This window comes from Rheinheimera sp. MM224 (assembly GCF_947090785.1).
Taxonomy (GTDB): Bacteria; Pseudomonadota; Gammaproteobacteria; order Enterobacterales; family Alteromonadaceae; genus Pararheinheimera.
In genome coordinates this window covers 2674534-2698646 of record NZ_OX352320.1, presented here as the reverse complement: position 1 = coordinate 2698646, position 24113 = coordinate 2674534, and the positions used below count along the sequence as shown (strand labels likewise).

The 24113-nt window shown below is 45.7% G+C and carries 21 protein-coding genes; 11 read left to right on the top strand and 10 right to left on the bottom strand.

Translation table 11 applies throughout. The annotated features are described in order from the left end of the window. Nucleotides 1-3: 3 nt before the first annotated feature. From OM978_RS12685 to asnB, 5 genes are all read right to left on the bottom strand, one after another. Nucleotides 4-378: a plasmid pRiA4b ORF-3 family protein gene (locus OM978_RS12685; RefSeq protein ID WP_264342568.1), complete on the bottom strand. Its 375-nt coding sequence runs from the start codon at nt 376-378 to the stop codon at nt 4-6. Between the two features lie 68 nt (nt 379-446). Further along, complete coding sequence (locus OM978_RS12680; protein WP_264342567.1) at nt 447-770, bottom strand: DUF6968 family protein; 324 nt, start codon at nt 768-770, stop codon at nt 447-449. A gap of 219 nt (nt 771-989) precedes the next feature. Then, nucleotides 990-1238 (bottom strand): VF530 family protein, encoded by a 249-nt coding sequence (locus tag OM978_RS12675; RefSeq protein ID WP_264342566.1) that lies wholly within the window; start codon nt 1236-1238, stop codon nt 990-992. After that, nucleotides 1201-3219, bottom strand: coding sequence for a hypothetical protein (locus OM978_RS12670; protein WP_264342565.1), 2019 nt, complete (start codon nt 3217-3219; stop codon nt 1201-1203). Before OM978_RS12670 ends, OM978_RS12675 begins: the two co-directional genes overlap by 38 nt. A gap of 434 nt (nt 3220-3653) precedes the next feature. Then, nucleotides 3654-5318 (bottom strand): asparagine synthase B, encoded by a 1665-nt coding sequence (gene asnB, locus OM978_RS12665; RefSeq protein ID WP_264342564.1) that lies wholly within the window; start codon nt 5316-5318, stop codon nt 3654-3656. 286 nt (nt 5319-5604) lie between these two features. Between asnB and OM978_RS12660 the strand changes: the two genes are divergently transcribed. The 4 genes from OM978_RS12660 to OM978_RS12645 all read left to right on the top strand — a co-directional run bounded on the left by OM978_RS12660 (nt 5605) and on the right by OM978_RS12645 (nt 9355). Beyond that, a complete protein-coding gene (locus OM978_RS12660; RefSeq protein WP_264342563.1) occupies nt 5605-6474 on the top strand; it encodes a DUF3025 domain-containing protein in 870 nt (289 codons plus the stop codon). Further along, nucleotides 6471-7271 (top strand): ATP-binding cassette domain-containing protein, encoded by an 801-nt coding sequence (locus OM978_RS12655; RefSeq protein WP_264342562.1) that lies wholly within the window; start codon nt 6471-6473, stop codon nt 7269-7271. Before OM978_RS12660 ends, OM978_RS12655 begins: the two co-directional genes overlap by 4 nt. Then, entirely contained in the window at nt 7272-8474 is a 1203-nt protein-coding gene (locus OM978_RS12650; protein WP_264342561.1) for an ABC transporter permease, read from the top strand. Between the two features lie 125 nt (nt 8475-8599). Continuing rightward, nucleotides 8600-9355: an NUDIX hydrolase gene (locus tag OM978_RS12645; RefSeq protein ID WP_264342560.1), complete on the top strand. Its 756-nt coding sequence runs from the start codon at nt 8600-8602 to the stop codon at nt 9353-9355. Between the two features lie 64 nt (nt 9356-9419). Here OM978_RS12645 and OM978_RS12640 read toward each other — a convergent pair whose 3' ends face one another. From OM978_RS12640 to OM978_RS12630, 3 genes are read right to left on the bottom strand one after another with little or no spacing between them, the layout of a single operon-like run. Beyond that, entirely contained in the window at nt 9420-10583 is a 1164-nt protein-coding gene (locus OM978_RS12640) for a metallophosphoesterase (protein WP_264342559.1), read from the bottom strand. A 24-nt stretch (nt 10584-10607) separates the two neighbouring features. Then, the gene (locus OM978_RS12635; protein WP_264342558.1) at nt 10608-11156 is read right to left on the bottom strand and encodes an HAAS signaling domain-containing protein; all 549 of its coding nucleotides are present in this window, start codon (nt 11154-11156) and stop codon (nt 10608-10610) included. 38 nt (nt 11157-11194) lie between these two features. Continuing rightward, a complete protein-coding gene (locus tag OM978_RS12630; protein WP_264342557.1) occupies nt 11195-11554 on the bottom strand; it encodes a PadR family transcriptional regulator in 360 nt (119 codons plus the stop codon). Between the two features lie 359 nt (nt 11555-11913). Here OM978_RS12630 and OM978_RS12625 point away from each other — a divergent pair, with 359 nt between their 5' ends. The 4 genes from OM978_RS12625 to OM978_RS12610 are packed head-to-tail and all read left to right on the top strand — an operon-like array spanning nt 11914 to nt 16053. Continuing rightward, nucleotides 11914-12465, top strand: a complete 552-nt coding sequence (locus OM978_RS12625; protein WP_264342556.1) for an NAD(P)H-dependent oxidoreductase — start codon at nt 11914-11916, stop codon at nt 12463-12465. After that, entirely contained in the window at nt 12455-14275 is a 1821-nt protein-coding gene (locus OM978_RS12620; RefSeq protein ID WP_264342555.1) for a monovalent cation:proton antiporter-2 (CPA2) family protein, read from the top strand. Before OM978_RS12625 ends, OM978_RS12620 begins: the two co-directional genes overlap by 11 nt. 3 nt (nt 14276-14278) lie before the next feature. Beyond that, on the top strand, nt 14279-14785 hold the full coding sequence (locus OM978_RS12615; protein ID WP_264342554.1) for a cyclic nucleotide-binding domain-containing protein: 507 nt from the start codon (nt 14279-14281) through the stop codon (nt 14783-14785). Between the two features lie 35 nt (nt 14786-14820). Continuing rightward, nucleotides 14821-16053: a GGDEF domain-containing protein gene (locus OM978_RS12610; protein WP_264342553.1), complete on the top strand. Its 1233-nt coding sequence runs from the start codon at nt 14821-14823 to the stop codon at nt 16051-16053. A 66-nt stretch (nt 16054-16119) separates the two neighbouring features. On the opposite strand, the gene rimO is transcribed toward OM978_RS12610, so the two are convergent. Next, complete coding sequence (gene rimO / locus OM978_RS12605; RefSeq protein WP_264342552.1) at nt 16120-17520, bottom strand: 30S ribosomal protein S12 methylthiotransferase RimO; 1401 nt, start codon at nt 17518-17520, stop codon at nt 16120-16122. Between the two features lie 256 nt (nt 17521-17776). Here rimO and ahr point away from each other — a divergent pair, with 256 nt between their 5' ends. The 3 genes from ahr to OM978_RS12590 all read left to right on the top strand — a co-directional run bounded on the left by ahr (nt 17777) and on the right by OM978_RS12590 (nt 22088). After that, on the top strand, nt 17777-18778 hold the full coding sequence (gene ahr / locus OM978_RS12600; RefSeq protein ID WP_264342551.1) for an NADPH-dependent aldehyde reductase Ahr: 1002 nt from the start codon (nt 17777-17779) through the stop codon (nt 18776-18778). 204 nt (nt 18779-18982) lie between these two features. Then, the gene (locus OM978_RS12595) at nt 18983-20626 is read left to right on the top strand and encodes an amidohydrolase family protein (RefSeq protein ID WP_264342550.1); all 1644 of its coding nucleotides are present in this window, start codon (nt 18983-18985) and stop codon (nt 20624-20626) included. A 91-nt stretch (nt 20627-20717) separates the two neighbouring features. Then, entirely contained in the window at nt 20718-22088 is a 1371-nt protein-coding gene (locus OM978_RS12590; RefSeq protein WP_264342549.1) for a DUF2252 domain-containing protein, read from the top strand. Nucleotides 22089-22135: 47 nt separating this feature from the next. Here OM978_RS12590 and OM978_RS12585 read toward each other — a convergent pair whose 3' ends face one another. After that, nucleotides 22136-23983 carry a cytochrome c/FTR1 family iron permease gene (locus OM978_RS12585; RefSeq protein ID WP_264342548.1) on the bottom strand — a complete coding sequence of 616 codons (1848 nt, stop codon included), beginning with the start codon at nt 23981-23983 and terminating at the stop codon, nt 22136-22138. Between the last annotated feature and the right edge of the window lie 130 nt (nt 23984-24113).

Below are 24113 nucleotides of genomic sequence, written 5' to 3'. Positions count from 1 at the left end.
CAATTAGTACTGCCTTGGGTTTCGGCCCTCAGACTCAATCACTCTTGGGTATTTTACCCGAGGTTGTTTTTCAGCTTTTTTGCGTAATTTTTTAAATTGAAATAACCAGCAATCACCAAAATCAAATAGATAAAACACCTTACTGCCGACCAGCGGGTATACCTCGTTCAGCATTTTGCCATCATCAATACGCTGAGTGTTCCGGCCTGGAGTTTTGGCAATATGAAACTCGTACAAGTGGTCATTATCAAACTTCACCATGGTCTGGATAAAATAGTGCAATTCAAAAAAGGGCGTGTCGTCTTCCACTTCAATCACGCGGCGCCACGGCGTTTTGGCTTTGAATGGAAGGGTGATTTCTATGGTGTATATCTCCAAACTGCTGGTCCTCTTTAATGATGGAGTTTGTTTTGACCTTTGTTATGCCTCAACTGATATGTAAGGCATTATAGCTGTACGTCTGATCTGGGAAAATATGCAGACAGCAAATCAAAGTGATGATCCTGATGCTGTGGAAAATAAAAACGCCAGCCATCGGACTGCAAAGAACTCATAGTCAGCCTCAAGGTTTCAACCGCTAAACATAAGGCCTGCAGCGAGTCGACACCATAGGCATACTTTTCGAATGAAATCGCCGGAATTTCAATTTTACAGCGATAATCGCCCTGTTCAGACAAAGGATCAAGCTCCGGCGCGTAAAGATTGAACACAACAGGCACGGACTGACCAACAGGGTTTTTTGCTATGTATTCACTGGTTGCTAAATGCATGTATTTTCCATTGAGCTATTTATCGGCCCAAATCCGGAAGATAAGGCTGATAATCAGGTTAGATCTAGCTCTGATAACAGTTTTTAACTTAACGGCGCTACGTAGCGGTTTCAACAATTTTCTATTCGAAAATATAAAATGCTACAGGTTCAGCCTGCTCAGTGAAGTGTGTAAAAGATAAATGCATCAGCATCGGAAACGAAAAAGCCAGCCTTGCGGCTAGCCTTTTTGGTATAACTTCAGTTTGATAAACAACTCTTCCACTTGCGTTCTGGCCCAGGGCGTTTTGCGTAAAAACGTCAGGCTGGATTTGATGCTGGGGTTGGAGCTGAAGCATTTTAGCGGTATTTGCTTTGCTAAAGGAGCAAAGCCGCCTTGATGTTCAACCAGTAACTCCAGAATTTGCTGCAGGGTAAAACCGTGCAGCGGGTTATTTTGTTGTGGCTGGTTTGGGGCTTGGGTTGCCATATGGACTTTGCTCTGTAGTCGCTAAGGGCCGGAACTGGCCGTGGTAGTTTTCATCGTCTGTGCCAATAATCAAGGCTGAACCCGGGATCAATGGGCTTGGGCTGGCTAAAGCTTCTACTTTAAAGCCATCGATTTGCCATAACACTGGTCGCTCCGCCATTAAACTGATGGGTTGTTTTGCCGCAACGTTCACCAGCGCAAGCGGATACACTGCACTGGTGAAAGGGCCATTGTCTGAGCTATCGAGCACTGCGCTGGCCCAAAGTACATCGCCTTCCAGATGTAAGTCGGCTATCACTCTGTTGTAATTGCGGTTTTTAAGTGCGGTTGGTCCTGTCACCTGAATTTTCTGGCCGTTCCACTGAATGTTGGCTGCTGCCATGTCCAGTTCACCCCATTGTAAAAATCCGGCTGCTGTGGCTGTGCCACGTTCACCTAAAATCACCAGATAACGGTTCACATCTTTTTTTACACAAGCCAAACCTTCAAAGTTATCGCCATCCTGCTCCGGGCTGCTGTCGCGCTCGACCGGTAACTCAAAAGTATTCAGTACCTGTGCATAGGTTGGGAATACTTTGATATGAAACAGGCGGCCAAAAGAACCTTGCCAGGTACCACTTTCTGCCATTAAAAACTCGCCATTCTGACCAGGTAAAGCGCAAACGGCCTCTAAGTCGTTGGATGCCTGACCGGCTGGCCAGTTGGTCACAAACAAGCTTTGGGCTGTCAATTGCTGATCCTGATTGACCTGAATTAAGGTTAAGCGGTCGCCCTGACGCTGAATTTTTTTATCCTGCACTGCCAGATAATGATTTTGATCCAAAGCCGCTAAACCACTGATCGAAGGTAAGGCGGTTTGAGTTTTAGGCCGGTACGGTGTGTACCAACGCGGGTCAACCGGCATTTTAAACAGCAGCGGTGACATACGTTTAAATTTATCGGTATGAGTGCCACACTGAATATTATCAGCGTAATGCTGCTTCCAAGGGTCGTTAATTAAATACACAGTACCGTTGCTGATAGTCACGGCTTCCAGCGCTGTTTGCACCAACTTGTCATAGGCTGGGCAAAGGCCACTGTCGTCTGTACTAACATAAAAGCTCAGCTTTTGAACATAAGGCGGAATACGGTTGGTTAAATCGAACACCCATAACTCGTCATCATTACGCGCCACCGCCACTAAATAACCCGGGTGGCCTAAAATAGGGCTGGGTAAAAATTCAATGCCATTAATAGGGTGATCGTTGTCATCCAGTACAGGTAAGGTCAGATTAGCGTCTATCACTTTGACAAAGTTATCGCGCAGCCAGAAATCCTGAGTTAAACGGGTTTTAAATAGCTTAGGCTTATTGGCAATATCTTGCTCCAGCGCCAGATATAGGTTCTGGTGATCATCTACAGCTAAACCTTCAATGCCGTCATTCGGGAAATTACCTACTTTGGTTTCCAGTGGAAATTGCACGGGCCGCACGGCCACTATTTCAGCGCGGGTTAAAGCACTGTCGACCTGAATTTTTAACAGTAGAGTCGGGTAAGCTGTAGAGTTGGACTGGTTAAACTTTTTAGCGCACTCGTTGCTTAGCTGATAAGCAGACGCATCTTCGGTCACCGTAATTAAAGTGGTGTCGTCCAATCTGTCCCATGTCAAAGCTTCCAAATCTGGCTTATCTGCTAAATAGTTGTAAAAGCAGCTGTTTTTTAAGCTGTCGGCAATAGTAATTTGAATAGGCTGAGTTATAGCTGCTGCTGTATTCGGGTCGATACGGAACAGTTTCATCCTGTTGGTTTCATGCGCACTTTGATCGCCCACCACCACCAGCTCACCTTTACGGAAGGTGACACCTGAGGTTTGTGGGTCGAGTAAAGTTTGTTTTTCTAAGTCGGTCAGCCATTGACCTGTCAGAGCCGTTTCTGCATTCAGATCCCCACTTAAGCTGGCAAGTACCACCAAAGTGAACAGGGATTTGGATAAATTGATCACAGTCTTAGATCCATAATTCAGGGCATATTCAGATGGCGCCTAACATACGATCTACCGGACTATTTCGCTAGCGAAACCCGATAAAAACGCATTATTCGCCGAAAAAAAATACAATCAATTGAGGAATAGCAGAGGATGAAAAGAAAAGCCATAGAAAAGCAGTACTTAAACTTAAGACGGACTCAAGTGGAAGGGCCGTGGCTTGTTCCGGCCCTTCCATCAGTGCCGTGGTATTTTCGAGTAACATCGCGGTATCACAAGACGGGTGGGAACAAGCCCCACCCCTACAGTTTTGAACTCAAGTTAATACCCAAAGTCATTGATGTTGCAACGAGGCGACGTGTAGGGGCACTGTTTATCCGCGCCCGTCCTGGAAAAACAAATATGGACTGAACGCGGTCAACAAAGTTGCAGCTTCAAGAACGCAGGGTATTTTAATAACCTTGTTCGTGGACGTCTCGTACAGCACGCCCTGATGGGTCTGTCATTTGTGCCATTTTCGCATCCCATGCCAAAGCTTCAGGAGTAGAACAAGCGACCGACTTACCACCTGGTACACAGGAAATTGCGCCTGTGTGTGGGAAATGCTCTTCAAAGATCACCCTATAGTAATAGGCTTCTTTGCTATCCGGAGTGTTGACCGGGAAGCGGAAAGCCGCTGTTGCCATTTGCTGATCCGTCACTTCTTTTTCAGCATGAGCTTTTAAACTGTCAATCCAGCTGTAGCCTACACCGTCTGAGAACTGCTCTTTTTGGCGCCATAAAATTTCGTGAGGTAACAAGCCATCAAAGGCCTGACGCAAAATGTGTTTTTCCATTTTGCCTTTGCCACACATTTTCGCTTCAGGATTTAAGCGCATAGCGACATCCATAAAGTGCTTGTCGAGGAAAGGTACGCGGGCTTCAATACCCCAGGCCGACATGGCTTTGTTGGCGCGGTTGCAGTCAAACATATGCAACCTGTCCAGCTTACGTAAAGTTTCTTCATGGAATTCTTTGGCGTTAGGCGCTTTGTGGAAATACAAATAACCACCAAAAATTTCATCTGAGCCTTCGCCTGACAACACCATTTTAATACCCATGGCTTTGATTTTACGGGCCATTAAGTACATAGGGGTTGAAGCACGAATAGTGGTGACATCATAGGTTTCGAGGAAATAGATCACGTCACGCAGTGAATCTAAACCTTCCTGCACAGTAAACAACACTTCGTGGTGCACTGTGCCTATGCTGTCCGCTACTTTACGCGCTGCTACTAAATCAGGTGAACCTTGTAAACCTACGGCAAAAGAGTGCAGGCGAGGCCACCAGGCTTCGGACTGACCGTCATCTTCCACGCGATTACGGGCAAATTGCTGGGTAATAGCGGAGATCAGTGACGAATCCAGACCACCGGATAACAACACACCATAAGGCACGTCTGACATTAAATGGCTTTTTACGCTTTGCTCAAGTGCTGCGCGTAATTCGCCTAAGTCAGCCGGATTGTCTTTGACTGCATCAAAACTTTGCCAGTCACGCTGATAATACTGCACCAGTTTGCCCACTTTGCTATCAAAGTAATGGCCTGGCGGGAATTCCTGCATTTGTTTACACACAGGCACCAGAGCTTTTAATTCAGACGCCACATACAGCTGACCATGTTCGTCGTAACCGTAATACAGTGGAATAATGCCAATATGGTCACGGGCAATCAGGTAACGGTTTTGCTCTGCGTCGTACAGAATAAAGGCAAACATACCTTGCAGCTGATCGATAAAATCAACGCCGTGCTGTAAGTACAAAGGTAATATCACTTCGCAGTCCGATTTGGTCTGGAACTGATAGTCCACTGTTAAGTTTTTCTCTAAATTCTTGTGATTATAAATCTCACCATTCACTGCCAGAATGTGATTTCGATTTGGATTAATCAGGGGCTGGGCGCCATTTTCAGTATCTACGATAGCCAGACGTTCATGCACTAAAATAGCATGGTCGTTGTTCCATACGCCTGACCAGTCTGGTCCACGATGACGTAATAATTTAGATAACTGTAGCGCCTGCTGGCGCAAGGCTTTAACATCAGTCTTGATGTCAAGCACCCCAAATATCGAACACATGATGAGTAACCTCTAATTAATTATTTAAGCTCTTACCCTAAGTAATTGGCGTTGCAGAGCGGCGACAAGCGAACGAGTCCCCATGAACATAGTTGTCCTATGTGATTGGGGCGAGCGAACGCAGGTAACAAAGCTGCGGCGTCAAGAACGACGGGTAAAAAATTTTGGCAGTATGTACGTCTAAACGTACCCCTTGAATTTGCCAGCTTACAAGAAAATTGCAAGAGGTTTTTACAGGTAATTGACAAGGTATGCTTTCACTACAACCAACGGTTTTTTCTTATTCATGCAAAAAAATAGCGTAAATTCCAGATTCACAGCCCCGACAGCATGGTTACCAGAGCTGTTTTCTGAGCCCGGCATATTCAGTGCTTTGGCCGCTTTTTTTCCTTTAGCAGAGCAGACTGATTTCCCATCACCACAGCTGTTGACGGCATGGTTGCATCAGCACACCAGATTGCAGGACTGGAGTTTTGTAAACAGCACAAAGCTTGACGATGATGGTCGTTATTACGAAGACTTTATTTCGCAAAGCCAGAAAATTCCGATGCGTCTGAACAACTGGCATGACTTATTTGGCGCTTTGATTTGGTGTTTATTCCCCAAAAGTAAGCAGCTGATGAATCAGTTACACATGGCGCAAATTCAGCAGTTTGGCAGCAAAGATCGCACTAAGGTGCGGCATAAGCTTACTTTACTGGACGAATGCGGGGTGGTGCTTTGCGTAAGGCCTTCACAGCGTTTTATGCTGGATTTATTACGTGATCATCAATGGACACAAGCCTTTTATCAGCACAAAAAACTCTGGGCTGAGCTAAACCCTATTATTTTTGGTCATGCCAATTATGAAATGGCGACCCGACCCTTTATTGGCTTAACCGGCAAATTATGGTGTATTGAATTGCCGGAACACAGCGAGTTCCCCAAGGGTATAAAAGGTTACAATTTTGTTGATGATTTATTGGCAAAACAACTTGTGCAAGCAGAACTGCTACTTGATAATCAACAGCTTAGTCCGTTACCTTTGTTGGGGGTTCCGGGTTGGTACAAAGAGCAGGATGAGGCTTTTTACGCCGATACCAGCTACTTCAGACCAAAACGACATAAACCTGACTCATCCGAAGCAACAGAAGCATCAGCAGGGAATAAGGCATGATAAAAATAGAAGCGCTGGCTAAATCTTTTGCCATTAGTCGTGGTCAAAAGTTGTCGGACAGTGAAAAACAAGATGTGCGTTACAGCAAAGAAGCTTTCCATTCGGTACGCAATGTCAGCTTTGATTGCGGCTCCGGCGAAGTATTAGGTTTATTAGGCCCCAATGGCGCAGGTAAAACCACCACCTTACGTATTTTATCTACCGCTTTGCAGCCGGATTCAGGTTCTGTGCTGATTGAAGGTGTAGATGTTCTAAAGCAGCCGGTACTGGCACGGAAAAAAATCGGTTTTTTATCCAGCAGCACTGGTTTATATGGCCGTTTAACTGCGTACGAAAACATCGCTTATTTTGCCCGTTTGCACGGCATGAGCGAAACAGCCTTAAAACAGCGTATTGAAGAGTTATTCACTTTGCTAAATATGCACGACTTTGCTAACCGCAAAGCCGATGCCATGTCCAGCGGTATGAAGCAAAAAACCGCTATAGCCCGTGCTGTGGTGCATTCGCCTAAAGTGGTTATTTTAGATGAACCTACTACTGGTCTGGATATTATGACCACCCAAACGGTATTGGATTTTATCCGCTCGCTGAAGAAGCAGGGTACTCCTGTTATTTTCTCTACCCATCATTTGGATGAAGCGGCCTCTTTGTGTGATCGGGTGGTGGTGATCGACAAAGGCATTAGCGCGTTTTCCGACAGCTTTGATGCTTTTAAAGCCTTAAGTGCGGATGGTGATTTACGTCAGTCCTTTATGAATGTGATTAATCCGGCAGGACAGAACAAGGAGTACAACTAAATGTGGCAAGTATATTTGAAGGAACTGACAGAACTGCTCCGTGATAAAAAAACCATGTTTTTTGTCATTTTACTGCCGATTATTGTCTTCCCTGTGCTGTTTGGCATTATGGGATTGGTGGTGGCTAATGTGGCCAAAAAAGCCGAAGCGGAAGAACATCGTTATGTCATTATCAATGCAGAGAAAGCATCAGAGCTGACAGAAGCTTTGTTTTATCATAAGAATTTCAAAAAGGTAGAGTCTGAGTTGACCGAACCTGAAGCACTGAAGCAGGCTATTCGTGATGATAAATTTGATTTGGCTATTATTATCGCCGACGACTTTAGTGCTGATGCTGGCAACCTTTCGCAAAGCCAATGGACAGTGATTTACAACATGTCGTCACAGCTCGATATGATTGATAAATACTTCAATCAGTTGCTTCGGGATTACAGCAAAAAACTGCAACTGGCTAAGCTTGAAAGCTTAGGTGTCAGCGCAGAAAAAGTAGATGCATTATTGCAGCCAGTGAAACTGGAAAAAGTAAACACCGCCGAAAGCCGTGAAAATTTAGGTGAAAAAATTGGTGGTTTAATTGCTTATATCCTGATCCCTTTATGTTTAGCAGGCTGTTCTTACCCCGCTATTGATATTGGCGCCGGTGAGAAAGAGCGTGGCACTTTAGAAACCTTATTGATATGCCCGATCAGCAGAACTTCTATTGTGTTAGGTAAGTTTCTGACAGTGTTGACCACAGGATTAGCCTCTGCACTGATTACCGTCACCAGCTTTGGTGGTTGGGGTTATGTGATTGGCTCTTTAATGGGCGTGGATATTGTCGCTAAAACCATGTCCACTTTAGGTGTGGCTGATCTGTTACTGATCCTGATGATGCTGATCCCATTGTCCGCCATTTTTGCATCCTTGCTGCTGTCACTCTCTATTTATGCCCGTAGTTTTAAAGAAGCACAAAACTACATTGGCCCTTTGAGCATGATTATTTTTATGCCTTTAATTCTGGCGTTAATGCCAGGTGTAGAGCTGACCTGGGCCATGGCCATGTTGCCTGTAGCTAACGTGGCGCTGGCAATTAAAGAGCTTATCAAAGGTACTATGGATCTGGGTATGCTGCTGGCCATTTTTGGATCGACAGTGGTGATAGCGACCGCATTACTGGCCTTTTGTGTCAGCTGGTTCCAAAAAGAAAAAGTATTGTTCAGATAAAATGTTCGCGCATGTTCGCTGTAGGGGCGGGGCTTGTCCCCGCACTAAGTCTATCTGATTAAATGTAGGGGCGTCGTTTATCGGCGCCCGTCTTGTTTCCGGGCATATGCAGAGTGTCTCCCCAAATGAAGTTATTTGATGCGATAGTAAACCCATACAACGGCTGTTTTATCGGCCCGGAACAACTACCTGATACGGTAGCCGAGTTTGCCGGACGTTTAGCTGCGTCAGTTGAGGCATGGCACCATCATTACTCTTTAGTGTGGCTGGAGTTACCTGCCTCCCGTGCTGAGCTGATTTCTGTCTCTGTTGAACTTGGTTTTGCCTTTCATCACTGCACAGCTGAAAAATTAATGCTGAGTAAAAAACTGCAAGCCGACAGCTATTTACCATCTGCTGCAACCCATAGCATTGGGGTTGGTGCTGTGGTGTTATCCGCATCAGGAAAAGTGTTACTGGTACAGGAAAAACCTTTGGAAGGCCGCAGCCCTGGTTATTTTAAGTTACCAGGGGGTATGGTCGATGCCAGGGAGCACTTAGTAGACGCCGCCATTCGCGAAGTGCTGGAAGAAACCGGTGTTGCTGCGCACTTTGATAGCTTTTTAGGGCTACGCCATCATCATCAGGGCCAGTTTGGTGCTTCTAATTTGTATATGGTGTGCCGTTTAACCGCGGACGAAACCGAACCTAAACCTGATCCCCGCGAAATTCTGCAGGCCCGTTGGTTCGACAGTGCTGAGTATCTGGCTGACTCAAACGCCAGCTTTTACAACAAATTACTGGTGCAAACCGCATTAACCGGCCAGCGGATTTCCAGTCAGAAAGTACCGGGTTATATGAAAAGCCCGGATGACTATGAAATTTTTATGGGCTTGGTTTAGGCATTTTTAACGAAAATTATGCACCGTTGATTATTGCCTTTGGCGATTGCATCCTACTTATCTTTTACAATGCTTCGCTGCTGCCATCTTCAGACAAGCGGAAATATTGCCCGTCTTTAATCAATAATCCTTCACTGGCCCGCAGTGGAAAACTGGTCAGATAATCTTTGGGGTGCCTTACATTGATGGCAAACACCTTATGGTTGTACAGCGCTTTCACTTCGCCTTGTAAGGTGTGACCCACCACAACAGCGTTGGCATGGACGGCTTTTAAGCCTTGTTCTACCTCAGCCTGTGATAAATCATCTTTAAAATAACCCCTATACCATGCCGGCCCTGTGGTGCTCGATTGCAGGAACGATTCTTTAGTGACTGTGACGGGGGTGTAATAAAGTGTTCTGTAGCCTTTGCGTACAATCTGATTGATTTCATCCACCGATAACTGATACTTAGCGATATCAGGATGCAGCCCGCCATGCACAAAAGCCACACCATTAATTATTTCCAGCACGTTTTTTGCTGCCAACCAGCGGCCCAGAAGCGCATTATCATCAAATAACTGAAACTGCTGTTTGCCAAGAATACCTGCGATATAAAAGTATTTTTCATTGGCTGATTGAAAATTACCCTGCAGGTTTTTGATTTCGTGGTTGCCTATCACAAAATGCACTTGTCCGCCCGATTGCTTCGCGGATTGCTCTAGCTTATAGATAGCCCATAACACTTGTGTAGCAGAAGCGCCCCGATCGACAAAATCACCCACTAAAACCAGATGACCTTTGCCAAAGGTCCAGTTTAGCTGCTTATCTGCAATGCCGTGGCTGACTAAAAACTGACGGAATGTGGCAAAACCACTTTCGATATCCGAAAGTGCAACTATAGGCTCGCCGTCGTTATAAATGGTATTTGGAGTCTGGATATCTTCAGCAATCTCTACAGTAAAACTGCTATTGTCTTCTGGGAACTGCACCTCAATCCTGTTGTCAGCCACCGTAGAAAAAGCTTGCTGCTCAACACTAAAACCACTGTCATTGTCACCTTTGATGCGGAGCGCAACAGTCTGCTTATCCTGATAAAAAACATGTACTTCACCATCAAGCTGATAGGCTAGTTTGTCTTCAAACAAATGAGCATCAGCGCCTATAAATAAACCAAAGCAGACCAGTGTCACCAGCAATAATAAAAAGGTGACTGCGAAATGTTTTAAATTGGTCAGAATAAGAGACATCACTAGCTCCTTGTGGTTGATGTTTCACAGATGCATTTTTAAGATGCGGGCGATTTGGCGGGTCAGATACAGTAGGCCGGCACCGCAGAGAGATGCCACAGGGATAAGCCATAATGCGGGTATTTCATTCGCCTGAGGTTCAAGCTGGCTAAAAGCGATCACCAGACTATTGCCATGCTCTGCAACCCAAACTCCGAAACTTGATGGCAGCAGCAACTTAAGTAGTGCCACCAGCAACAGGGCGGCACCACTGCCGTAGCCTAAGATGCAGATCAGATAATAAAGGCTTTTACTGATGCCTTTTCTGACTCGGGACAGTGGTTTTAATCCTTTGGGCGGTGCAACGCCTATAGTGATGTGGTCTATGTAACCAGCCGCCAGTTCCCGTGCTGTGCCAAGTCGAGCCAGAATAACTTCTACAGCGGAGTCTTCTGCTCCTTGTTGCATTGCCAGGGTATCGTAAATATGGCTTTCTATTTCCTGAACCACTTCCTGTGCTTGCACTTCACTGACTCGCGACAGGTAAATTTGAAGTTCAGCCAGATAGTTATGTATTAATTCACTTCGTGCCATTGCGTGTTCCTTTCAGTGTTGTCAGTGTGTTTTTGTGATCAGCGAGTTTTTGTCGTCAAGCCACTTTGTTCAAACAAGGCATAAATATCGTCGACGGATTGTTGCCAGCGAGCTTTTAAGGCATTGAGTTTGTCTATGCCAAAAGCCGACAATTTGTAGTATTTACGCGGCCTGTCTTCGCCTTCCTGCAGCCAAAAACTATCAATCACGCCTTCCCGTTTTAGCCTGTCAAGTAAGGGGTATAAGGTGCCATCGGTAATTTGCAGACTTTCAAATTCATGTAATTTGTGCAGAATTTGCAGCCCATACTGTGGTTCATGATGTAACAGCGCCAGAATCGCCATTTCCAGCGAGCCTTTGCGAAACTGCACATCCCATTTTTGTTCTGAAGATTCCACTCTGTACTCCTATTTTTAAATGCGATGTGCACAGCAAGTATTTATGTACTACAAGTATATATTGCACTGCAAGATTGTTTTGTAGTGCATTATTTATACAAAGGCAAGGAGTTTATTTGGACAAATCACAAGGCTTGTTCGAGATATGACTGAAGAAAGAGGTGTGCAAGTGTCTCGTTGATCCGCACATTGAGCTTGAACAATGCTACGGCTACCGGCTTGCAGACTCTATCCAGTGCGTCAAAAGCAGTAAAAAGCAAAACAAGCGATAAGACTGCTTTATTTTAACTGCGCCCTTGCCAGCGCATCATCATTCATAAACACTGTAGTCACTGCTTTTAAAGGATAATTAGCCCGTTATGATTAGTTTGTTATACGCTCACCCTTATGCGCACCATGCCCGGCTGGAACAGTTGATGCTCAATGCTGTGCAGCATTGGCCTGGGCTGGAGCTTCGTGAGTTGTATCAGCTGTATCCAGATTTTTATATTGATGTGGCGCTGGAGCAGAAGATGCTGATGCACAGCAACGCAATTATTTTGCATTACCCTATGCAGTGGGGCTTGCCGCCCGCTTTGTTAGTGCAGTATCTGCATAAAGTATTTCAGTATGGCTGGGCTTATGGCAAAGATGCTTCGGCACAATCTGTGATGTCACTGAAGGGCAAAAAATTCTGGCTGGTGACTCATGCTGTCGCTAGTCATCACGAACTAGACCCTTGTTATCAGCAGACGATGTTTACGCCTTTGCGTCAATTGGCATTGTCCTGCGGTATGGAATGGCAGCAACCTTTAATGTTACCTGAGTTGACCGATAGCATTATTGCCACCCAGGCTGCTGAGCTGTTTCGTCAGGGGCTGGAGCAACTTTCTGTTGCTACAGAACAACAAGGAAGCGGTCATGCATCTTAATGTATTAACTTATCTGATGATTTACCTGGCAGCTATGGTGCTGGTGGTGCCTTTAGCTAAACGTTTTGGTTTAGGTGTGGTGCTGGGCTATTTATTGGCTGGTATTGCCCTGGGGCCTGCGGGTTTTGCTATTGCCAGCAATACTGATGATATCAAGCTGTTGGCTGAGCTGGGCGTAGTCCTGATGTTATTTAGCATAGGGCTGGAACTTGATGCGAAAAAGCTCTGGGCCATGCGCCACAGAGTATTTTTATTTGGCTCCTTGCAGGTGTTTGTGTGCGCTTTAGGTATAGCCGTCGCTACTTTTTTATTGGGACTGTCTTATGCCTTATCGGTCTTTATTGGCCTGGCTTTAGCGCTTTCATCCACAGCTGTGGCTATACAGCTGATGAAGGATCGCAATTTAATGGGCACTCATACTGGCCAGTCGGTATTTGGCGCTTTATTGCTGCAGGATATGGTCGCTATTCCGTTATTGATTGGTGTCAGTTTAATTGCTCCTTCGGCCGATACGGCGGAGTTTAAAGCCTTGCCAGCTCTGGCTGCTGTAGTGGCTGTGGTTTTAACGGGCCGTTATCTGATCGGTTATTTACTGCATTGGGTGGCACATCACGGCTCCCGCGAGTTGTTTGTAGGCCTGGCTTTATTGTTGGTGATAGGTGTGATGGAGCTGATGACTGCGGTTGGTGTTTCTGCAGGTTTAGGGGCTTTTATTGCAGGCGTATTATTGGCAAGCTCAGAGTTTCGTCATCAATTAGAGGCCGACTTAGAACCTTTTAAAGGGCTGTTTTTAGGACTATTTTTTATCACCATAGGCGCCAGTATTAATATGCAGCTACTCAGTACAGAGTGGCAGCTCATCAGCCTGTTGTTGCTACTCTTTGCCGGTTTAAAACTACTGTTGTTATATGGGGTTGCCAGTGCTTTAAAAATTGCAGCACCTGAGCGTTTCAGCTACGCAGTATTGCTTGGACAGGGCAGTGAGTTTGCTTTTGTATTGGCTGCTTTAGCGACGGCCGGAGCACTGTTGAGTGCAACAGAAGGCGCTATGCTGAACTTATTGATCGCTTTGTCTATTGCCGTATCGCCTTTGTTGATGAAATTGCAGGATGCCTGGTCGGCTCGTCAGCAAAAACAACAGCCAGAGCAGAGCACGGACGTAGAGAATACTGACAGTCCGGTGATTATTGCGGGTTTTGGACGTTACGGCCAGATCCTGGGTCGCTTGCTGCTATCCAATGGCATAGTACCAACGGTATTAGATCATGACTCTGACACCATTCAAACCATGACAAAATTCGGCTTTAAAGTCTATTACGGTGACGGCAGCCGGATGGATGTGCTGGAGGCTGCTGGTGCAGCGCAAGCTAAAATTCTGGTGATTGCTGTGGATGATGTGCAGGCCATCAACGCTATTGTCAGTAACGCCAAACAACATTTCCCGCATTTAACCCTGATGGCCCGGGCTAAAGATGTGGCGCACTTGTATCAGTTACGTCAGATGGGCGTACAGCATATAGAGCGTGAATTATTTGAAGCATCATTACGTCAGGGCCGGGATGTATTAACTCAACTGGGTATGGGACAGTATGAAGCCAAAGAGTTGGCTGACCGTTTCAGGGCCGCTAATTACCAGTTGATTGATAAAATGCAGTTGATACGTCAGCAGGATGAAAAGAACTACATTCAATTAGTTAAACAAAGCAGGGAAGAGCTGCAGCGTCAACTTGAACGGGAAAGCCGCGATGCGCCTAAGCGGTATCAGGGAGTGCATCTGGTTGCTGAAGAAGGTAATCACCCGAAGGAGTAATGCGTGAGTTATAGCAACAAATTACGCTTGATGGAAATTCTGGCCCGGATCCCTTTGTTTAAAGACTTGGCTCCTGCAGACCGGGAGCTGATATTGCATATGCCAAAGGCTTTTGAGGTATGTAATCATGGCCAGGCATTGATTAAAGAGGGCGGATACGAGCCGTTTTTTTATATAATTTTATCTGGCCAGGCGCTGGTTTATCACCGGCATCATCAGATTGGACAATTAGTCCCTAGCCAGTTTGTCGGTGAAGTCGGTTTTATTTGCAACGAGCCACGCAGCGCCACAGTGATAGCTGAAACAGATATGGTGTTGATGAAAATAGACAGCGATAGCTTTCAGCTATTGCCAGACAGGGTACGCTCGGCTATCAAAGACAAAATCATTTTTGGCCTGACACAAAGAGTCAGTCAGCTGAGTGAACGTTTGATTGAGCTGGATGGTGTGCTGCCACTGCCCAGACTATTGTCTATCGATGAAGAAATACAATTGAGCAATCAGAGTTAAAAGGTATAAAACGGCAGTTCAAGTTGTTTGTATATATGAAACACAACGGGCTATACTGCCGCAGTCATGGTATATCGGAGTATTTAGTCATTAATTTTCATGGATTTGAACTGCATTTACCCACGCTGATGCTGTTAACCTTGGTGGTCAATCTGATGATTGGCTGCTACCTCGCTATGGTGTATCTGCTGCGCCGTCATGATAAAAGTTTTCTGCTATGGTCCATTGCCTGTTTTGTTTTTGTGGCCGGGGCTGGCGCTGCAGGTGCCAGAACTTATATTGATCAGCCGCTGATCACCTACCTGTTGGCGGATCTATTGTTATTAGTCTCTCCGGCTTTAGTGGTCACTGGTTTAGTGCTATTTTTGCGAGGGCAGCTCAGTGCGCGTTCCAGGCAGCAGGTTGTGTTGTTATTAACTCTGTATGTTTTGCCTTTGAGTATCTTGCACCAGGTCAACAATGCCTCTACTGCATTAACGTCATTCAGCATTGCTGTGATCTTTATTTATGCCATTGTGCTTTTGAAAAAAGCCCGTTTAAAACCAAAATTTCCTGTTTTTGTATTACAGACATTTTTTGCTGTGCATGCGGCTTTAATGCTGCTTCAGGTGGTGTTAGTTCTGCCGATAATAGGCGAAGACTACAGAGCTTTTAGTTTGCCCAGTTTGCAGTGGGTATTATTGGGTCATGTGTTATTAACCATTGGCACAGGCTTTATGCTGCCACTGCTGTCGTTTTCCCATACTGAAAATCAATTGATGCGCTTGGCAGAACTGGATGATTTAACTCAGCTGTTGAACCGTCGTGAGTTCTTAAAAAGAGCCAATCTGACTTTATTGCACAGCAGGCATCAGCAGCACAGTGTAGTTGTGCTGATGATTGACCTGGATCACTTTAAACAAATTAACGACAAATGGGGTCATGCTATTGGTGATCTGGCGTTGAAAAAAGTCGCTGATTTACTCAAAGTAGGGTTACGGACTTCCGATTTAATAGGCCGGCTGGGCGGTGAAGAGTTTGCGGTATTAATGCCAAACACCAGTGCAGAGCAGGCCGGTTTAATTGGCCAGCGTTTATGTGAACGTATTGCGCATCATGCCTGGGAAATTGAAGCCAGACCTGTGAAATTAACCGTCAGCGTAGGCGGCGCCAGTTGTGTTGGTGCATTGAGAGATTTAAAAGAGTTATTGGCAGATGCCGATGATGCCCTGTATCAGGCAAAGGCCGAAGGGCGTAATCGTATAGTCTTTGGTTCAGATTTGTCCTGACGAAAATTAAAAAAACGGCCTGTCGGCCGTTTTTTTGCAAAGCTTGTCACTTATTATTCAGCTCACTTATTCGACTAAGCTGCCCCATAAATCGTATTCGTCAGCTTCTTCCACTACCACATCAACCAGGTCGCCCGGTTTTAATGAGGTTTCGCCGTTTAAGTACACTGCGCCGTCAATTTCAGGAGCATCTGCGAAGCTGCGGCCAATGGCGCCTTCATCGTCAACTTCATCAATTAAGACTTTGATCGTACGGCCAATTTTGCTCTGCAAACGTGCTGCGCTGATGCGCTGCTGAGTTTCCATAAAACGGTGGTAGCGCTCTTCTTTGATTTCTTCAGCAATTTGATCAGGCAAGTCGTTGGCTTTTGCGCCTTCGACCGGGCTGTATTTAAAGCAGCCAACGCGGTCTAACTGAGCTTCTTCTAACCAGTTTAATAATTCCTGGAATTCTTCTTCTGTTTCACCAGGGAAACCGACAATAAAAGTAGAACGAATTGTCAGTTCAGGACAGATGTCACGCCATTTTTTGATGCGCTCTAATACACGGTCAGACTGACCAGGGCGTTTCATCAGTTTTAAAATACGCGGGCTGGCATGCTGGAATGGAATATCCAGATATGGCAATAACTTACCTTGTGCCATCAGTGGGATCACATCATCCACATGAGGGTACGGATAAACATAATGCAGGCGAACCCAAATGCCTAAATCGGCTAAGGCTTCACATAAAGACTGCATTGAGGTTTTCACCGGCTGGCCATTCCAGAAGCCTGTACGGTGTTTTACATCCACACCATAAGCGCTGGTGTCCTGAGAAATAATCAGCAGCTCTTTGACGCCAGCTTTTTGTAAACGCGCCGCTTCATCCAGCACTTCACCAATAGGGCGGCTGACTAAGTCGCCACGCATCGAAGGAATAATACAGAAGGTGCAGCGGTGATTACAGCCTTCAGAAATTTTTAAGTAGGCGTAATGTTTAGGCGTTAATTTAATGCCGTGATCCGGTACTAATTGCATAAAAGGGTCGTATTTTGGCTTAGGCACAAATTCATGCACCTGCTTTAACACGTTTTCATAAGAGTGTGGGCCAGTGATGCCTAACACGTTTGGATGCACTTCGCGGATTTCGTCTTCACGCGCACCTAAACAGCCAGTCACTATGACTTTGCCGTTTTCAGCTAAAGCTTCGCCTATGGTATCTAAGGATTCCTGCACTGCGCTGTCGATAAAACCACAGGTGTTTACTATGACTAACGCCGCATCATCGTAGCTTGGAACTATTTGATAACCTTCAGTTTTTAACTGCGTCAGAATACGCTCTGAGTCCACCAGGTTTTTTGGACAACCTAAGCTTACAAACCCGATTTTTGCGCCAGAGCCATTGGCTTGCGCCTGAGCCGTCAGGCTTTTCACTGGAGTTTCCAGTGTGGTGGTTTGTGATGGGTCAAAGGTTTCGACTGTCATGTAAATCCTGCAAAGTAAAAGGGCCGGAAAAAAAGTGCGCGGATTATACCTGAATCGACTGGAAGATACAGTCCTTGCTGTATAAAAAACACTCAATAGACGGGCTTATCTTTGTCTCTGTTCGCGGATCCAGGCAAAGTTGTTAAAAAGCCGGAAAAATATAGCGGATCTCCCTGCCAGTTTGTTGATCATCGCCAATACTCTTGGCGTAGCTGTTGTTCATCAATAGGTCGTTTATTAGTCAGGAGATAATTTTATGATCAAAGCTTATGCAGCATTAAAACCTCATTCACCCTTGTCGGTGATCGAGTTCGAGCCTGGTCCCTTGGGCCGCCAGGATGTGGAAATTGATGTGGATTATTGTGGTCTGTGTCACTCAGATTTATCCATGATTAATAACGATTGGGGGATGTCGGCTTACCCTTTGGTTGCAGGTCACGAAGTAGTGGGGCGTATTGCCGCGCTAGGTGCAGATGTCAGTCATCTGAAAAAAGGCCAGGTGGTCGGGCTTGGCTGGCATTCGGGTTATTGTCAGGTCTGCAGCAGTTGTGGCAGTGGCGATCACAATTTATGCGCTACAGCAGAAGGTACCATTGTAGGTCGTCACGGCGGTTTCGCCGATAAAGTGCGGGCTAACGCGGCCAGTGTAGTGGCATTGCCAGAAGGCATGGATGCAAAAACCGCAGGGCCTTTATTTTGTGGTGGAATTACTGTGTTTAACCCTATGGTGCAGTTTGATGTCAAAGCGACTGACAAAGTGGCAGTGATAGGTATTGGTGGTTTGGGTCATATAGCGCTGCAGTTTTTACGTGCTTTTGGCTGTGAAGTCACAGCTTTTACCTCCAGCGAAAGTAAAACGGCTGAAGCGAAAGAGTTAGGCGCTCATCATTGTATTAATTCAAGAAATGCCGACGAAATAGCTGCGGCTGCAGGGCGTTTTGATTTTATTTTAACGACAGTTAATGTGAAATTAGACTGGAATTTGTACCTTTCAACCCTCAAACCTAAAGGCCGGTTGCATTTTGTCGGTGCTACGTTGGAACCCTTGGATCTGAACGTATTCAGCTTAATTATGGCGCAACGTTCTGTTTCAGGCTCTCCTGTCGGCAGCCCGGCGACTATCAAAAAGATGCTGGATTTTGCAGTGCAACACAATATTCAGCCTGTGGTGGAAATGTTTAAGTTTGACCAGATTAACAAGGCTATAGCGCATTTGGAAAGTGGCAAAGCCCGTTATCGGATTGTGCTGGAGAGGTAAGCTTGTTTCTTTAAAAAGGCCGGTGCTGCTGTTCGGCCTTTTCCAGCTGTCGCGAACTACGGTATAGGTAATAGTGGCAATGTTAGTAAATGCGTTCAGATGCAGATTTTTAACGTCAGGCTCTCGCTATCTGGCTGGTTGCTTTGCTGTTGCTTAGGTATAACTAGGATAACCAAATAAGAACAGTCACTTAGAAGAGAAAAAATGGCAATTCAGCTCTCCCGTCCTGTCGCACTACTCTTTATTGTCCTGAGCTGTGCTGCATCAGCACAGACGGTGTTATTAGAAAATATCACGTTAGTTGATGTAAAAGACTTACAACTTAAAGCGGGTCAGACTATTGCGCTTGATGGTGACCGCATTAGCGCCATCTATGACACGGGCAGTCAAAAACGTCCGGCTGACAGCACAGTGCTGGATATGAAAGGCCTGTATGTACTGCCGGGGCTTATTGATGCTCATGTGCATCATGCGACTGAACCTGAAGGAGGCGACAACGCCACTGTTACACAGCAACGGCTTAGTGCTTTGTTAAGAGGTGGTGTCACCACAGTGCGGGATATGGGCGGTGATGTGCGGGTGTTGATGGGTTTAAAACGTCAGGCCGAACTGGATTTAATTCAGTCGCCTGATATTTATTATTCGGTGATTATTGGCGGGCCTGAATTTTTCAGTGATCCACGCACTGTGGCCTCTGCCCGTGGCAAAACCCCTGGCGATACCGACTGGATGCGTTCGGTGAATTCGCAGACCGACTTTGATGCCTTAATGCTTCGTACTATAGGTACTGGTGCTACCGGCATTAAAATTTACGCCAAAGTACCAGCTGATTTAATGCCAAAGCTTTCCGCTGCAGCGAAAAAACATGGCGTAAGAGTATGGGCTCATGCTTATGTAGGTCCTGCGAAACCTGCAGATGCAGTACAAGCCGGAGTTGAGGTGATTTCGCATGCGCCTGATTTAGCCGCTACTGTCATTTCATCCTATGAAAACTGGCGCCGTAAAGATTTACCTGTGTCCGAAGAAGTGAAAAAAGCCTCCTTTGACGGCGCTAATTACCTGCCATTGCTGACGCAAATGAAGCAACAAGGCACTATGCTGGATGCCACCTTAACTATTTTCCATCAGTTACAACAACGTAACCTGAATGCGGCCACCATTTATCGGCATGGTGTGTTGTTAACCCGACTGGCGCATCAGCAAGGCATCAAAATTGTAGCGGGCACAGATTATTTAACGGATAAAGCCGGGCTTGATTACCCTATGGTGCACCAGGAAATGCAGTTACTGGTTGAGCAAGCGGGGCTAACTCCGCTGGAAGCTATTCAGGCCGCGACTTTACATGGTGCAGAAGCTATTGGCATAGCAGATCAGGTGGGCAGCTTAGAAGCAGGGAAAAAAGCTAACCTGATGATCCTGTCCGCTGATCCGACAAAAAGTATCAGCAATAGCCGTCAAATCAGCCATGTGATTAAAAATGGTCAGTTTGTATATCGTGGTGATGACAGTCGTTTACCCTTCAGCAGCGCTCGTGTAGTGAACGGTGTGTTGTATTTGTCAGGTCAATTGGGCAATTTCCCAGGCACTATGGCGCTCAATGGCCAGACAATAGAAAGCCAGATGCAACAAGCAATGCAGAACATTGGATCTGTATTACAAGAGCACAAGCTGGGTTTTGATGCTGTGTTTAAATGTACTTTAATGCTAGCTGATATCAAAGAATGGCCTGCTGCTAACAAAGTGTATATTCAGTATTTTAAAGCGCCTTTACCTGCAAGAAGCGCTTTTGCTGCCAGCGGTCTGGCATTGGGTGCCAAAGTAGAAGTGGAATGCATGGCGCAGCTTTAATTTTGCTTACAAATATAAAACCATAACAGCTTCAGACGGCAGGCTGTTATGGCGTAGTATGCTTTGAAATGCATTCATTCAGGGAAAGCTTATGCCAGAGCAACAACGTCGTGAACAGTTACAGCAGGAATTTAAACGTACAGATGCAGTAGCACCAGGCATCGATCCTTTGCTTATTAAACATCAGAAAATGGCGATGAACCCATTCCGGTTTTTACGGGGGAGTTCAGGGCTGTTTTATGCTGATATCAAACACTCTGTATTGAAGTTGCCGGAACTTCTCACCACAAAAATCCCGCTGACGACAGTGATAGGGGATTGTCATTTATCTAACTTTGGCTTTTTTACCGAAGAAGGTTCGTCCGGTGACAGAGTGATTTTTGCACCTAATGACTTTGACGATGCCTGTGTTGGTCATGCGGTTTGGGACTGGAGCCGTTTTGCGGTCAGTATTTTATTGGCAGCTGATTATTGTCAGGGTGTAAAACAACAGCGTTATGCTAATGAAGAAGGCCTCGCATTGGATGGGTTACAGGTCGTGACAGCCAAAGATGCTGTGACTGCAGTGCGCAGTTTTTTAAGCGCTTATGCCGCTCAGTGTCAGGCTATTTTAGAAGAGCCAGAGCTTAGATATTCAGTGCTGGATGATTTCCCGAAAAACCATGTATTAAAACCTGTGCTGAAAAAAGCCATTAAACGCTCTGCCAAAGGCGAAGACTTTTTACGCAAAAGCACGCTAGGCAAAGTAGCTGATTTATCAGCGCGTCCTCTGACATTTAAACAAGACCCTGTGAAATTCAGTCGCTTAAGCGAAGAGTTGTACAAGGAGGTGGAGTTTGCTTTCCGGCCTTATGTCAGTGACGATATTTTGGATATCGTCACCCGCCAGGGCGCTGGAACCGGCTCTTTAAATATGCAGCGTTATTATTTGTTAGTAGGTCCAAAAGACATTCATTCAGAAGAAGATTTGGCTTTGTGTCACCTGATTGAAGCCAAACAACAAAGGGATTCTGCACCTTTGTATTTTTTCCCGGATTTAAGCCCTATTAACCGTCTAAATGCCGCTCATTTAACGGTGGACTGTCAGCGATTAATGCAGCGTCGTCCGGACCTGGTATTGGACGAACATTACTGGAATGGTGCCCATTATCTGGTGCGCTCACTGCATCACGCCAACGTGGATGTTGATCCTGAAGATGTATGTTGTGCTGAAAAAGCTCCAGGTGAAGAGCTGGCAGAGTATGCAGAGGCTTGTGGCCGTACTTTGGCTTTATCCCACAGCAGAGGCGACAGACGCTCATTCCGCTTTGAGCAAGCCGTAGTGAAGTATTTACCTAAAGCGACAGATGAACTGGTAAAGGCTTGTATTGATTATGCAGAGCAACAAAAAACAGACTGCGAGTTGCTGGGGCAATTGTTGGGGCATAGCTTAGGCTCTGACCCACAGATCGAAACTGCCTAAAGCTTTGGAAACTGCAGGGGTCAGAGTCAAGACTCTGACCCCACAACTTAACCTTTGCGGCTGCGAACCAGATAAACCAAAGCAATCAGCACTAAAACCGACTGTAGAATCACACCCTGAGTATTAGGGTAGAAACCTAACCAGCTGATGGTTGGCAGGTTCAACTGACTAACCGATAAAGTACCAGCTTCCTGCAGTGCAGCAATGCCTTTGCCTGCCATGACGATGGCCAGAACCAGCATAAGCAAAGCAGTGCTGCCAAAGAAGGTTTTCAGTGGTAATTTCAGTGCAAACTTAAATACAGCCACACCTAAAATGGCCAGCAGTACCAGAGCTGCAGCTATACCTGCAACAAAACTTTGCTGTGCCTGTTCACCGCCCTGTAACCACAAGGCCTGATAAAACAGAATAGTTTCAAAGGCTTCACGGTATACCGCTAAAAACACCACCAGACCTAAACCAAAATATGCGCCGCCTGATACTGCGTTTTGCACTTTGTTCTGGATAAAGTTACTCCATTCTTTAGCGCTGGTTTTGCTGTGCATCCAGAAACCCATGTAGAACAAAATAGCGGCTGCAATCAGTGCTGTGTAACCTTCAGTCAGCTCGCGGGACGCGCCTGAGATATCAATCACAAAACTTGAAACAAACCAGGTGACAACACCTAAGGCCAAAGCACCTATCCAGCCGATATGTACTGTGTGACGCAAAGCGGGTTTATCGGTTTTTACTGCCACGCTATAAATAGCAGCCACCACAAGTAAAGCTTCTAAACCTTCACGTAACAAAATCAGCAGCGCCGCTAAAAACACATTGGTGCCACTCAATTGGGTTTCTGACAGTTCAGTTTGAGCTTGTTTTAACAGGCTTTGAATTTCAGCGATACGAGGAACAACAGCATCTTTTTGCGCTGGGTCTTTCAGTAACTGACGCAGGCCCATCATGCTATGTTCGATTTGGTCACGCAGTTCTACATTGACTGTGCCTAATGGGTTTTCTACCAGTTCAAAGCCATCAAGATAAGCAGAAACAGCCTGATCATAAGCGGCTTGCGGATTTTGCGCATACAAATCAGCAGAAAGTTGTAATTTTTGCTGAGCTATCATCAGCGGATCTTTACTCTGGGCCTGGAAAAAACGCTCCGGGTTGCTTCGAAACATACTCATCAGCTCTGCACCAAAGTCAGGGTAAAGTTTGATCAAATCTTTTGGTGTAGCAGTTAATAAATCTTTCACTACGCCGCTTTCGATCATGGCGTCCGGCACTTTGCTGGTCTCCAGACCTTTACCTGCGATATGACCGACATAAAACGCCAGATCCCAGCGGCTTTGTTCATCTAAATGGGCAAAAGAAGCCATGCCTGTATCCGCTACACCTAAGGTAATAGTATTAAATAAACCATAAGCGCTGCGGGCCTGATAACGTTCTACTTCATGGAAGTTAGTAGGGCCTGGGTCCATCTGAGCGCCAGCTGGGCCATCGCCCATAGCTGTTGCGCCATGACAAGCTGCACAGTTGGTGGCAAATAATGCTTCACCGCGTTTTAAATCCGGGCTTTGCTTAGGCACAGGGATAGAAGGCATGGCAGCAATCACGCTTTGGCGCATCAGCGCTGTTAAGGCCTGAATGTCTTTTTCTGCCGCTTTATCAGCAATCAGCTGTTTTAACTGAGCTGATTGTTGCTGTAACTCTTGTGGTGCTGTAGTCACTTCTTCCGCTATTAAAGAAGAAAACTCCTGCATTTCGCCATATTCAGCGGAGCTTACAATTTTGCCATCGACCACCGCTGCACTGTAATCAGCGCCAATATATTCAATGTATTGGATCAATTTATCCGAAGCTAAAGCTGGAAAAGCCAGTAATGCTATCAACGCCAGAACAACACGAAATGCCATAATTCACCTACTGTATAAGTACTCTAACAAGAATTATTCTCATTATACGGAGAGCTTACCAAAAAGCCTAGTCTCGTTTTTTATTTGAACTCAGTGATAGTGGTGAATAACGACAACTGAACTTAATCTT

Excerpts from the sequence above, each read along its gene's own strand:
- OM978_RS12625 (WP_264342556.1), top strand. The coding sequence starts at position 11,914 with ATGATTAGTTTGTTATACGCTCACCCTTATGCGCACCATGCCCGGCTG.
- OM978_RS12610 (WP_264342553.1), top strand. The coding sequence starts at position 14,821 with ATGAAACACAACGGGCTATACTGCCGCAGTCATGGTATATCGGAGTAT.
- OM978_RS12620 (WP_264342555.1), top strand. The coding sequence starts at position 12,455 with ATGCATCTTAATGTATTAACTTATCTGATGATTTACCTGGCAGCTATG.
- OM978_RS12635 (WP_264342558.1), bottom strand. The coding sequence starts at position 11,156 with ATGGCACGAAGTGAATTAATACATAACTATCTGGCTGAACTTCAAATT.
- OM978_RS12650 (WP_264342561.1), top strand. The coding sequence starts at position 7,272 with ATGTGGCAAGTATATTTGAAGGAACTGACAGAACTGCTCCGTGATAAA.
- asnB (WP_264342564.1), bottom strand. The coding sequence starts at position 5,318 with ATGTGTTCGATATTTGGGGTGCTTGACATCAAGACTGATGTTAAAGCC.
- OM978_RS12585 (WP_264342548.1), bottom strand. The coding sequence starts at position 23,983 with ATGGCATTTCGTGTTGTTCTGGCGTTGATAGCATTACTGGCTTTTCCA.
- OM978_RS12595 (WP_264342550.1), top strand. The coding sequence starts at position 18,983 with ATGGCAATTCAGCTCTCCCGTCCTGTCGCACTACTCTTTATTGTCCTG.
- OM978_RS12640 (WP_264342559.1), bottom strand. The coding sequence starts at position 10,583 with ATGTCTCTTATTCTGACCAATTTAAAACATTTCGCAGTCACCTTTTTA.
- ahr (WP_264342551.1), top strand. The coding sequence starts at position 17,777 with ATGATCAAAGCTTATGCAGCATTAAAACCTCATTCACCCTTGTCGGTG.
- OM978_RS12675 (WP_264342566.1), bottom strand. The coding sequence starts at position 1,238 with ATGGCAACCCAAGCCCCAAACCAGCCACAACAAAATAACCCGCTGCAC.
- OM978_RS12660 (WP_264342563.1), top strand. The coding sequence starts at position 5,605 with ATGCAAAAAAATAGCGTAAATTCCAGATTCACAGCCCCGACAGCATGG.
- OM978_RS12590 (WP_264342549.1), top strand. The coding sequence starts at position 20,718 with ATGCCAGAGCAACAACGTCGTGAACAGTTACAGCAGGAATTTAAACGT.
- OM978_RS12645 (WP_264342560.1), top strand. The coding sequence starts at position 8,600 with ATGAAGTTATTTGATGCGATAGTAAACCCATACAACGGCTGTTTTATC.
- OM978_RS12680 (WP_264342567.1), bottom strand. The coding sequence starts at position 770 with ATGCATTTAGCAACCAGTGAATACATAGCAAAAAACCCTGTTGGTCAG.
- OM978_RS12655 (WP_264342562.1), top strand. The coding sequence starts at position 6,471 with ATGATAAAAATAGAAGCGCTGGCTAAATCTTTTGCCATTAGTCGTGGT.
- rimO (WP_264342552.1), bottom strand. The coding sequence starts at position 17,520 with ATGACAGTCGAAACCTTTGACCCATCACAAACCACCACACTGGAAACT.